The 12,019-nt window shown below is 33.4% G+C and carries 8 protein-coding genes and 1 pseudogene; 5 read left to right on the top strand and 4 right to left on the bottom strand.

Annotated elements, in window-relative coordinates; translation table 11 throughout:
- The first annotated feature begins 1 nt into the window (after window position 1).
- From ACEN4I_RS09205 to ACEN4I_RS09195, 3 genes are read left to right on the top strand one after another with little or no spacing between them, the layout of a single operon-like run.
- Window positions 2–841, top strand: a complete 840-nt coding sequence (locus ACEN4I_RS09205) for a conjugal transfer protein TrbL family protein (protein ID WP_092093205.1) — start codon at window positions 2–4, stop codon at window positions 839–841.
- Between the two features lie 17 nt (window positions 842–858).
- Window positions 859–1,215, top strand: coding sequence for a hypothetical protein (locus ACEN4I_RS09200; RefSeq protein WP_092093208.1), 357 nt, complete (start codon window positions 859–861; stop codon window positions 1,213–1,215).
- Window positions 1,216–1,237: 22 nt separating this feature from the next.
- On the top strand, window positions 1,238–3,358 hold the full coding sequence (locus tag ACEN4I_RS09195; protein WP_407123656.1) for a DNA topoisomerase 3: 2,121 nt from the start codon (window positions 1,238–1,240) through the stop codon (window positions 3,356–3,358).
- Between the two features lie 207 nt (window positions 3,359–3,565).
- On the opposite strand, the gene ACEN4I_RS09190 is transcribed toward ACEN4I_RS09195, so the two are convergent.
- The 4 genes and pseudogenes from ACEN4I_RS09190 to ACEN4I_RS09175 all read right to left on the bottom strand — a co-directional run bounded on the left by ACEN4I_RS09190 (window position 3,566) and on the right by ACEN4I_RS09175 (window position 7,718).
- On the bottom strand, window positions 3,566–3,754 hold the full coding sequence (locus ACEN4I_RS09190) for a hypothetical protein (RefSeq protein WP_407123657.1): 189 nt from the start codon (window positions 3,752–3,754) through the stop codon (window positions 3,566–3,568).
- Window positions 3,755–3,945: 191 nt separating this feature from the next.
- Window positions 3,946–5,025: an IS30 family transposase gene (locus ACEN4I_RS09185; protein ID WP_079650439.1), complete on the bottom strand. Its 1,080-nt coding sequence runs from the start codon at window positions 5,023–5,025 to the stop codon at window positions 3,946–3,948.
- A 223-nt stretch (window positions 5,026–5,248) separates the two neighbouring features.
- Window positions 5,249–6,209: pseudogene (locus ACEN4I_RS09180) on the bottom strand (IS30 family transposase).
- Between the two features lie 483 nt (window positions 6,210–6,692).
- A complete protein-coding gene (locus ACEN4I_RS09175; RefSeq protein WP_407123658.1) occupies window positions 6,693–7,718 on the bottom strand; it encodes an AraC family transcriptional regulator in 1,026 nt (341 codons plus the stop codon).
- Window positions 7,719–7,921: 203 nt separating this feature from the next.
- Between ACEN4I_RS09175 and ACEN4I_RS09170 the strand changes: the two genes are divergently transcribed.
- Together ACEN4I_RS09170 and ACEN4I_RS09165 are read left to right on the top strand one after the other, a co-directional pair.
- Window positions 7,922–9,295 (top strand): PTS transporter subunit EIIC, encoded by a 1,374-nt coding sequence (locus tag ACEN4I_RS09170; protein ID WP_079650441.1) that lies wholly within the window; start codon window positions 7,922–7,924, stop codon window positions 9,293–9,295.
- Window positions 9,296–9,355: 60 nt separating this feature from the next.
- A complete protein-coding gene (locus ACEN4I_RS09165; RefSeq protein WP_407123661.1) occupies window positions 9,356–12,016 on the top strand; it encodes a glycosylhydrolase-like jelly roll fold domain-containing protein in 2,661 nt (886 codons plus the stop codon).
- Window positions 12,017–12,019: the final 3 nt, after the last annotated feature.

The raw sequence follows: 12,019 nt of genomic DNA, 5'->3' as shown, positions 1-12,019 counted from the left end.
TATGCCTAGTTTCGACAATATTGGCGATAAAATTACAGAGGTATTTGTAGACTGGTTAAAAGATTTAATTAACCTCTTTATTGAATTTTTACAAAATTCCTTATTTAATTATGATGGTTTAGCAGGATACGCTTTAGACGCTTATAATTTATTTGTCTTCTTTGGCGGTATTCTACTTGTATCCGTTTGTTTAGGAAAAGTTATTACTCAACTTTTATCGGAATCAGAGGGAAGCGAAGAAGCGAATATCTGGTGGACAATTGTCAGATCAGTTAAAGCGAGTGCTTTACTTGTCATTATGCCTTTAGTTATTTCATTAACTATGAATTATATTGTACAGCCAATAGGAAATTACTTTATTGGAAATATGGGTGAACTGACGACAAGTAGTTTAGTTAATACTTTACAAGCTGACAGTTTACCTGACGTTTTTAGTGCAGGTATTAGCCAAGTTGTTATTTGGCTTTTTATATTTGTTGTTATAGGTTTTTTCGTCATAAAACTGTTTATTGAACAAGCTCAACTCCTCATAGATGAAATTTTATCACCTCTATGCGCTATATCTGTTGTAACAGAAAATTATAATTTTATGGAGAATTGGTGGCGAGATATTTTATCTCATACCGTTACAATCATTGTGTTAACATTGTCCATGCTACTCTTTACAGAGGCAATCACTATGCAAACAGATACGGTTTGGGGTAAATTACCAGCCTTAATCGGTAGCGGTGCATTAGTCATTAGTGGTCCATCTATTGTGAAAAGTATTTGGTATTCAAGTGGAGCAGGTCGAGCAGGTTCAGGGATGGCAAGAGCCGTAGTTCACCGCATGTTACGTTAAAAAGGAGAGGAAATACTATGAAGAAAGTTTTATTTATTTTACTTACTCTAATAGCATTAATTACTTTAGAAGGGTGCGGTACAGACATTCAAAGTGATTTACAATCAAAAGAATGGAATGTTGTTTCAACCAATGGCGAAGCTTATACTGCTCAATTTGGAGAAGAAACTGTTACTTTTGAAATGTTAGGATTCCAACTTGGATATACTTATAAAATTGTAGATAACGTAATTACTTTTCAAGAAAATGGTGAAGAAGAATCATTTTCTTTCGAAGTAACAGAAAATGAAGATGATTATCAATTGAAAGCAGCTAATGAAGATGTTAAGAAAGAAAATGGAGATTTAACTCTTTCGCCACGAGTAAATAAATAAGCATTGAGAAGGGAGTGAGTTGATGGGCAATACAGTTATCTTAGCGGAAAAACCAAGCCAAGCAAAAGCTTATACAGACGCTTTTGCTAAAGTAGAGAAAAAAGACGGTTATTACAATGTAACAGATAACGATCTGCCAAACGCAACCATTACTTATGGTTACGGACATTTAGTATCTTTGTATGAACCTGAGAAATATAATTCTGATTGGAAAAAGTGGCAACTAGATATGCTGCCTATTTTCCCTGAACATTATCAATTTCAAGTTTCTAAGGGAAAATCAAAACAATACAAAATTGTAAAGGGATTGCTAGATAAGGCTGATAAGATCATTATCGCAACGGACAGTGATCGTGAGGGCGAAGCAATTGCTCGTTTGATTATCAATCTATCCGGGAACAGCCATAAGATAATTCAAAGACTTTGGATCAATTCCCTAGAAACAATTGAAATTAAAAAAGGTTTTCAGCACTTAAAAGATGGGGCAGACTTTTATTCTACCTATAAAGAAGCAGAAACAAGACAAATTGCCGATTGGTTGGTAGGGATAAATCTTTCTCGTTTGTACACCTTATACATGCAACGAAATGGCTTAAAAGGCGTTTTTAGTATTGGCCGTGTCCAGACACCAACCCTTTATTTGATCTACCAACGAAACCAAGAAATAAAGAGCTTTGTGAGCAAACCATTTTATGAATTATATGCTACGTTTACTGATCAAAATAGAGAATATCAAGGAAAGTATAGAGAACGATTTGATACTGTAGAGGAATTACAGCAATTTAAAGAAAATCATGAATTGACTAAAGACGTTACTGGTGTGATAGAAGATGTAAAAGTCGAAGAAAAGAAAACCTATGCACCAAAATTGTTTAGCTTATCAGACCTGCAAGCAGCAGCCAATAAAAAATACGGCTATGGAGCTTCAGAATCTTTAGCTATCGTTCAAAAACTTTACGAAAAGAAATATCTCTCTTATCCCAGAACCGACACGAATTATATTGGAACACCAGAATTTAATTACTTAAAAGATCACTTAACTTACTACTTAGATTTAGTAGGAGAAGCGATTAGACATCCGCAATTGAGTGAAAATAAACGCTATGTAAATGGGGAAAAGGTCCAAGAACATTTTGCTATTATTCCAACAAAGACACTCCCGAAATTAGAGAGTTTATCCGAAAAAGAACGGAATATTTATCAACTCGTTTTATATCGGACATTAGCCATTTTTGAAGAGCCTTATGTTTATAACGAAACAACCATTATAACAAAAGCAAATGACGTTTTATTCAAAACCACTGGTAAAGTAGAGAAAAATTTAGGGTGGAAACAATTATATAAAATAATAAGCAAAGAAAGTAAGGACAGCGAAAGTGAACAATTTTTGCCCTCAGTTGAAGCTGGGGAACTCTTTCGAACAGACCCATTTCATAAAAAAGGTGAAACAAAACCTCCAAGTTACTATACAGAAGGTACTCTCATCACGGCTATGAAAAACGTAGGGCGAACCATTGAAGATGAAGATAACAAGGAAATACTAAAAGAAACGGAGGGGATTGGAACAGAAGCCACCAGAGCCAATATCATTGAAACGCTAAAAAAACAAGAATATATCAAAACTCAAAAAAATAAGATTTATGTTACGCAAAAAGGTACGACTCTTTGCGAAGTTATTCAAAATGACGAAATAGCGAATTCTGAAATGACTGCTAAGTGGGAGAAATACCTCAAAAATATTCGGCATGGACAAGGTACACAAGAAGCTTTCTTAAAGAGTATTCAAAATTTTATTACTCACTTGGCCGAAAAAGTTCCTGAAACTTTCGAGCATAGCCATATCAAAGAACACGCTAAAAAGATTGATCAAAATGACGCCATAGGAAAGTGTCCTTCATGCAATAGTAACATTATTGATAAAGGAAAATTTTATGGTTGTACTGGGTATAGTAATGGCTGTAAGTTTTCTCTTCCTAAAAAATGGAGTAGCAAAACATTGACTAAGACAAATATAAAAGATCTTTTATCGAAAAAAGAGACAAGTTTGATAAAAGGATTTAAAAGCAAAAAAGGGTACATCTTTAATGCGAAATTGAAAATACACAATAACAAACTAGAATTTGATTTCTCAGACAGTAAATAAGAAAACAAGGGCACTACAATTCGTTATAAAGTTGTAGTGTCCTTTTTTAGATTAATTTTAATCATTTTAATAAAAAGAGCAGGAATTCCAATTGTATTATGAAATTCCTGCTCTTTTAACTATATATAATATTTTCAAAAGCAATTCTAATACGATTTCAAATTACAAACTAACTATAGGCAAAACGTGCCCAAAACATTTTAAAAATTAGTTTTTATCATTATGTGGTTGTTCATTTGCTTTTTTTAATTCTATTTGTAGGGCAACAATGGCATTTTCGATAATGTCTTGTTGAGTTGCTTGAATCTGTAATTCTGTTTTTAGATATTCTTGGACTTCTTCAACCACCATTAAAATACCGTAATTGATTGAAACATTCACATTTGATGATGACATATTATTCACCTCCTCCTTATTACACTTATAAAAACGAAAAGAAAAGAAAAACTGTTACTCTAATTCAAAAAAACACAAAAAAAAATAACTGTAAAATTCAAGTTTAAGTTAGCCACTTGTAGTTACTCAGTTTTACGTCATAATATCTAGCTATTGAACTGAAGGAGTCCTGCTTGTTAAGGTACCCAGAATCAAGCAGTTGTGAGTTCTTGCTGGAAAGCTTTTACGAAACAGTCATGTGGTGTTTGGTAATCTAAGACTCTTCTAGGATAGTCATTCATCCATTGTTGAATTCGTAGACATTGAGCTTCACTCACATCAGCTATTGACTTCCCTTTGGGAAGGAAGCGGCGGATCAGTTTATGTTGGTTCTCACTTGTCCCACGCTCCCATGAAGTATAAGGATGACTGAAATAAACATCCACTACATCTTGCAGGGCTTCGTTTAATCCTGAAAATTCAGAACCATTATCGGAAGTTACAGTCTTAAAAAACGTACTAAAGTGTTCTCCAGCGCGTTCTCGCAATCCATGGACGGCTTGATCAACTGAATGAGCATCTTTTCCATTCAATTTTAAGATGACTTCAAAACGCGTTTGCCTTTCGGCTAACGTCAGTAAAACGGCATCTGTTTTCATTTTGTTTCCTACGACAGTATCAATTTCCCAATGACCGAATGTTTCTCGCGTTCCAACGACTTCTGGACGTTCGTCTATGGATTTCCCGAATACTCGCTTATTAAGATTCGGTTTATGATCTCGTTTTTTTATTCTGCGAGACAGTTTTTCGAGCAAATCTAAGTTCGTTGTTTTCATAATACCTCGATCAATCCACTGGTATAATGTGGTCGTACAAGGAACAATCGTAGAATGGAACAAGCCTTGTTTCAGGGCAAAACCAACTACAACATCTGGGGACCACTTTTCATGAAGCATCTTGTCATCAGCCCAGTTTATAAAAGCATCTGTTTCGGCCCATTTGGGCCGTCTACCAGAGTTTAAGCGCTCTTTATCATAATGAGCTTGTCCCGCATCAGCACTATAAATAGGGTCATAATAATCATATACTTTGCCATTTTGTTTTTGGCGTTTTAATTGGGTAATGGTCCCTCTTTTGATTTCATTATGAATCGTTTGTGGAGCTCGCTCAAGAACTCCAGCTATCTGTCGGTTTGAATAGTCTTCTCTTTTTAGGACCTCTATTTGGCAGCGTTCGGCATAAGAAAGGTGTTTTCCCTTACGTGAATCTATGTTATTCTTAGTTTGCGTCATGTGAATTCATCCTTGTCTATTGAGAGTTAGTGGTAACTTCAATATAACAGGAAATTCACATGGCGTCTTTTAGTTAGCGGTGGCTAACTTCATTATAAAATCCACCAAAAAAGTTATTGCCAATAATGGTGAAGATTTATCTAATTGAGAATAAGTATTCTTATGAATAAGATTTAGGAGGAGGAACCAATTATCTGGTTTCTCTTTTTCTTCTTTTCGTTTGTCAAATTAAGTTAGACAATTCCCACTCATTAATGTAATTTAAAAATACTTCTAACGGTGTCTGATACTGTAAATATTTTCTTGGGATCTGATTTCTTACTGAAGCGACTGCAGAGACAAAAGATTGATCGACTTGGTTAAAATCCATTTCTTTCGGTAAACCGTCTTTTCGAAGCAGTCCATTAGAATGCTCGTTTAAAGCTCGCTGAGATGGAGTTCCTGGATCAGCAAAGTAAATAGCAACATCATTTAAATTACTAATGGTTTTCCAGTTGGAAAAATCTTTTCCACAATCAAATGTAATGGATTTTGAAGAGATTTCTTGGAATACATTGGAACCAGTTGTTTATAGCTTCTTCAACATCTTGTGCTTTACGCCCATTGGGCTTCAAAGTAATAATGGCTTTTGAAATCCGTTCAACCAATGTGATTACAGCACTTTTATGATGAACGCCAACAATAGTGTCTCCTTCTAAATGACCAAACTCGTCTTCAAATTGAGGATAATCCGTTAATCTTTCAGATATATTTCTTTTGAAAGCTTGTTTCCCTCGTTTTTCTTTATGACCGTTTGGTTTACGTTTTCCTTTCATAGGAAGAGTTGTTTGATCAAAGAACCCTTGTTTGAACTGTCGGTACAAGGTGCGTGAGGAACAAGCGATGAACCTTTCTGCACGACCAATAATCACATCTGGAGTCCATCCTTGAGCAACCATCTTTTGAATACATTCTTGTTGGTCATTGGGTAAGGTAATAGGATGTCTACCGCAGCGCTTCTTATTTTCTTTGTATTGTTTAAAGTAATCAAGAGCCGTGTAGCCTTTCCTTAGGAAAGTAACTACGTTATGAATCGTTTGACGTGAACGGCCAATGTAGATGGCAATTTTCAATACAGAAATTTTTTGATGAAAATAAGCTTCTATCATTACAAGTTCTTCAGTGGTAAGATGGGTGTAGGTCATTCGTGATCACTCCTATGTTTTCTTTGGTCGGAAATACATTTTGAGTGTACCACGAATGACTTTTTTATTTGTCTAGCTTAATTTTACAATCGGCGAATCAAAAAGCTGACAGAGAAGAAACTTGTGTAAATATCATATAGGTTTAATTTATATGTGCAAGAAATTTTTAAAAAGAATTGAATTGAGGCTGGGATAAAAGGTCTCTCAAAAAAATACACTCCCAAAACTGTGAACTATTTTGTTCAGTAGTGGGAGTGTTTTTTTCTATATCTCTATCAAAACAAACGAAAGTGGGACTACTTTTTTCACAAAAGTAGTCTTGTCCCATCCTCTAATTGAGAATAAATAGTCAAAATACGATGTATATTCAAATGACTTATTTGAGATCTTTTTAACTAAATTATATTTTTCTAATGTACAATATGTTACATAATTGGTAAATAATGAATAAAATATATATTCAATGTCAAAAACAAGAAGAATTTAAAACTCTCTAGATTCTTTAAATTTTTTTCTATAATTATTTGGTGTGAGTGAATAGCGTTCTTTGAAAATCTTATTGAAAAATCCGTAATTTTGGTATCCAACTTCACCAATAATTTCTTCAATTGTTAAATCAGTATTTAACAATAAAAAAACAGCCTTATTTAAACGTTGCTCTTGGACTAACTGTTTAAAAGTTTTACCAGTATGCTTAGGGATATAGCGACTTAAATAATTTGGATGGAAAGAAAAATGTTTTGCTGCGCTTTCTAATGTGCAGGACATATAATTTTCTTCTATATATTCAAGAATTTTTCTAGCATCATTTAAAGAATTTTCGTTATGCCTTTCTTGTTGATTTTTTTGGTAGTAATGAAGTAATTCCGAAAAGATTAACACCAAATAAGCATTAATAGTATCTTTCGAAGAAAAGGAAGGGTCATAATAATCACATAATAAGTTTTCTACAAAATAAGGTAGTTTTGTACTCTCTTGGCAATGAAATAAAATGTATCGATTATGTTTTTGACTTTTTGAAATAGCTTCTAACAAAAAATCAGACATGATGCTATTACTTGAAAGACGACTTAACATTGAAGCATTAAAATAACTTTTTTTCATAAGGAAATTTATAATAATATCATCTTTTTCCGCATTTATGATCGTATGTGGAACATTCGTGTCCATTATACAAATATCTCCTTGATTTAGTACAATCTCCTTTTCTTGGATAATTGCAGAACAAGACCCTGAGTAAATATAGTTCATTTCTACATAATCATGTATATGTATGGGAATAACAGAGTACCGAGAGTGTTTTACAATTTCCAATTTTGGATTAAAAGTATAAGGGTTAGGTTTGTCTTTAATTTGTTGATCAAATTTAAAGACATAAATCTCTTTGTCATCGATGAACGTTTTAGAAATCTTACTATAAAATAGAGAATCATCATTTGAATGGTTTTTATACTTCGATTCACTTATAGTCATTTCAAAAAGTTGTTGTTTAATAGTTTCGGTATTCAAATCGTGTCTCCTTAGTTAAGTTTGGTAACTATATTGGTTAATAAACATAATATCATATTACGTTAAAAATTTATATAATACAAATGAAAGCGCTAGTTTTTTTGATAATTCGCTTTTTATTATGAGGGAAGTGTTATAAAAGCGCTTTTAAAATAATAGTACATTTCTTTAAGTAGGTTAAAAAAAGAAAGGGAGGATTCGTTGTGGATTATAAAAAAATAGCAGCTGAAGTTGTTGGGAAAGTAGGAGGGAATTCAAATATTGTTAGTGTTACTCATTGTATGACAAGATTAAGATTTGTGCTAAAAGACAACAAGCAGGCAAATGACGAAGAAATAAAAAAAATTCCTGGCGTGTTGGGAGTAGCTGTATCCGGAGGTCAGTACCAAGTTATAATTGGAACAGAAGTATCGAGTGTTTATACTGAAATAGTCAATACAATGGATGTAACTGGTGGTGGCTCTATCGATGTAGACGAAGGCGATATACCAAAAGAAGATGGAAATTTATTTAATCGCTTTTTTAAATTAATTTCTGGAATCATTTTCCCAGTAATGGGAGTTATGACTGCTGGCGGTATCATAAAAGGAGTTTTAGCAGGTTTAACATCATTTAATGTTTTGTCAGAAGCAAGTGGAACTTATCAAATTTTGTATTCTTTTGCAGATGGATTTTTTTATTTCTTGCCAGTCATTTTAGGTTTTTCAGCTGCTAATAAGTTCAAGTCAAATCCCTATATTGGTGCGACAATAGGTGCGGCATTAGTTTATCCTAGCATTGTTAGTTTTTATAATGAAGGAATTGCACTTACATTTTTAAAAATTCCAGTGGTATTAACAAGTTATGGAAATTCAGTTTTTCCAATCATTGCTGGTGTAGCAGTGGCAGCTTATATTGAAAAGAAAATTGATCATAAAATGCCAACAACTGTTAAATTATTCGCAACCCCGTTAATTACACTAATAATTACAGTTCCGCTTACCTTTTTAGTAGTGGGACCAATTATGACAATTATTAGTGATTTCTTGGCTTCTGGCACTCAATCAATTTATAACTTCAGTCCAATACTAACTGGCGTTATTTTAGGAGCTTTTTGGCAATTAGTTGTTATCTTTGGTTTACATTATGCGTTTATCCCAATTTTGATTAATAATATTGCTACACTGGGAGCCGACCCAATAAATGCAATATTAAATGTTACTATTTTTGCTTTAGCCGGCTCTGCAATTGGGTTTGCCATGAAACAAAAAAATAAAGAAAAAAGAGCACTTGGTTTTTCTACAGGTATAACAGGATTATTTGGTGTTACAGAACCAATTATATATGGAGTAGCGCTCCCATATAAAAAACCTTTTATTGCTGCCTTTATTGGGGGAGGTATAGCTGGTGGTATTACGGCAGGAATGGGTGCAAAAATGTTTGGTTTTGGTGGAAATGCAATATTTGCTGCGCCACTATTCATTAACCCAGAAGGAATTGATAATAGTTTTACAGCGTACATTATTGCTTCTTTAATAGCGTTCTTTGTACCTTTAGTTATTTCTTACATTATAACTATTAAAGAAGAAGTTATATAAATATAAGGGGAAACAGGTAATCTTGTTTCCCCTGACAATTTTTAGATAGGTGGTCTTAAAATGAAAAAATTACAAAAGGTTTTAGAAAATAAAGAAGAGAATTATATTTTTCCTTTTTTGTGGATGCATGGTGAAAAAGAAGAGAAAATAAGAGAATATGTTCAAAAAATAAATGAAGCAGGAATAGGTGCACTGTGTGTAGAACCAAGACCTCATCCAGATTTTTTAGGAGAAGAATGGTGGCAAGATTTAAAGATTGTTCTTGATGAAGCAACGAAAAGAAAGATGAAGGTTTGGCTGTTTGATGATGCTCATTTTCCTACAGGCTATGCAAATGGCGCTATTACTAAAAAGCATCCTGAGTTACGAAAAAAGTATTTAAAAATTGCACAAGTAGACTATCACGGACCACAAGCAGAAGCTGGTATTATCGTAAAATGGCAAGCTGGTGGAGATCGAAATACAATTATAGCTGTTGGAACAGATAATAATCAGTTGAGTTCAACGTTAACTGAAAGTGACGAAAAAATCATTGCAGTACTTGCTGCAAAATTGATTGACTACGAAACAATTGATACAAAAACAATGATAAATATCTCTGATAAACTCCAAGACGGTGTAGTTTATTGGGATATCCCTGAAGATAATTGGCGTGTCTTTATCCTAGTTGAAACATTTAATGGAGGAGAAGAGTCTACTGAAGGGTACTTGAACCCTATAGATCCAGAGGCGACACAGGTGTTGATTGAGGAAGTGTACCAAGCTCATTTTGAACATATTGGGGAATATTTTGGTAATACTATTGCAGGATTTTTTACAGATGAACCAAGATTTGGAAATATCAAAGGACCTGATGCATCTATTGGACGAATGGAGATGGTTCTTCCATGGCGCTCTGATATGTTGGATATTCTGACAAAAAATTTAGCAACAGATCCATTACTTTTATTGCCGTTGCTTATGACCAATGGGAATGAACAGGAAAGTTTTATTCGTTATCATTATATGGATGTTATTTCAAAATTGTATTCAGAAAACTTCAGTGGGAAGTTGGCAGAATGGTGTGCCAATCATAATGTGGAATACATTGGACACTTGATTGAAGACAATAATGCTCATGCTCGTTTAGGATATGGCGCGGGGCATTTTTTTCGAGGAATTAAAGATCAAACACTTTCGGGAATTGATGTAGTATTGCACCAATTGTTACCAGGAATGGATCAAGGGTATTTTAAAACTTTCACATCAACTGGTTGGGATGGAGAATTTTTCCACTATGGCTTAGCCAAACTAGGATCATCACTAGGACACTTAGACGCAAAAAAACAAGGAAGAACAATGGTGGAATTATATGGTGCTTATGGATGGAGTGAAGGATTAAATTTAATGAAATGGATGACAGATCATATGCTTGTACGTGGCATAAATCATTTTGTTCCACATGCTTTCAATATGTCTCCATTCCCTGATGCAGATTGTCCACCACATTTTTACGCACATAATAAAAATCCACAATTTCCTTATTTAGGACTGTTAATGAACTATACAAACCGAGTTGCTGAGCTATTAAATGGTGGACATCACGCTAAAAGTGCCTTTATTTTATACCATGCAGAAGCTGAATGGTCGGGAGAATATATGTTATTTCAAAAGCCGGCTAAACAGTTGATACAGCACCAAATTGATTTTGACATCTTACCAATCGATTTCTTACCAGATTTGACAGTAACTGATGGAAAAATGGGAATGAATGGTGAACATGCAGATGTATTAATCGTTCCTTATGCTGAAAGATTACCAAAAACTTTTTTTGAACAAATCCGCTTGCTCTTATCTAAAGGAGCCTCTATCATTTTTATTGATAATTATCCAAAAGAAACTAGTGAAGAAACGTCCATTTCTACTGAAATTGAAAGGTATGAATTATCTGAAAAAGTAGAGATTGTATCTATTAAAGAATTGGTAACTGTTTTAAGAGAAAAAAAAATATATGATATCTTACCAAAAAATAACTATCAAAGCTTACGCTATTATCATTATCTACAGGAAAATAGCATTTACATGTTTTTCAATGAATCTCCCGATGATAAAGTACTAACGGAAATTGAATTAAGCGAAGAAGGATTTATTTACGAATACGATGCTATGGAAAATAAATTATGGTCCATAGGCACTCAAAAAGATAATAGGATTAGACTTTCTCTGGTGCCGCAAGAAGCAAAAATATATATTATTTCCGATAATAAATTATTAGAGCAAAGTTCCAGTAAATATTTTGATAAGAAGGTAGCTCTTGAAATTAAATCACCATGGAAAGTCTCTTTACACAGTACAAATGGTAATCAAGGTAGCCATGAAAACTTTGAATTAGAAAATTTAGCTAATATTACAGGTCCAAAATTATATCCACGTTTTTCTGGTATTATAAAATACAAAACAACAATGATTCTTGACGAATTTGAAGAACAGGTAAAATATGAATTAGATTTAGGTAATGTTTATGAAATTGCTACTGTTTCAATTAATGGAAAATCAGTAGGAACTAAGATTTCTAAACCATATGTTTTTGACATAACTGATTTTATCAAAGAAAAGAGAAATAATATTGAAATAGAAGTAGTAAATACCTTGGGTACACAACAACAAGACTTCTTGTCTCAATATAGAGCACTTCAACCTAGCGGATTGTTAGGGAATGTACATCTTATAAAAAAATATTAGATT

This window comes from Desemzia sp. FAM 23990 (genome assembly GCF_045528485.1).
In the GTDB taxonomy this organism is placed as follows: Bacteria; Bacillota; Bacilli; order Lactobacillales; family Carnobacteriaceae; genus Desemzia.
The sequence above is the reverse complement of the archived record's forward strand: the minus strand, read 5'-3'. Positions and strand labels throughout refer to the sequence as shown.

Bases quoted from the DNA above. Each gene is read 5' to 3' on its own strand.
- ACEN4I_RS09185 (WP_079650439.1), bottom strand. From the start codon at position 5,025: ATGACGCAAACTAAGAATAACATAGATTCACGTAAGGGAAAACACCTT.
- ACEN4I_RS09190 (WP_407123657.1), bottom strand. From the start codon at position 3,754: ATGTCATCATCAAATGTGAATGTTTCAATCAATTACGGTATTTTAATG.
- ACEN4I_RS09195 (WP_407123656.1), top strand. From the start codon at position 1,238: ATGGGCAATACAGTTATCTTAGCGGAAAAACCAAGCCAAGCAAAAGCT.
- ACEN4I_RS09205 (WP_092093205.1), top strand. From the start codon at position 2: ATGCCTAGTTTCGACAATATTGGCGATAAAATTACAGAGGTATTTGTA.
- ACEN4I_RS09165 (WP_407123661.1), top strand. From the start codon at position 9,356: ATGAAAAAATTACAAAAGGTTTTAGAAAATAAAGAAGAGAATTATATT.
- ACEN4I_RS09200 (WP_092093208.1), top strand. From the start codon at position 859: ATGAAGAAAGTTTTATTTATTTTACTTACTCTAATAGCATTAATTACT.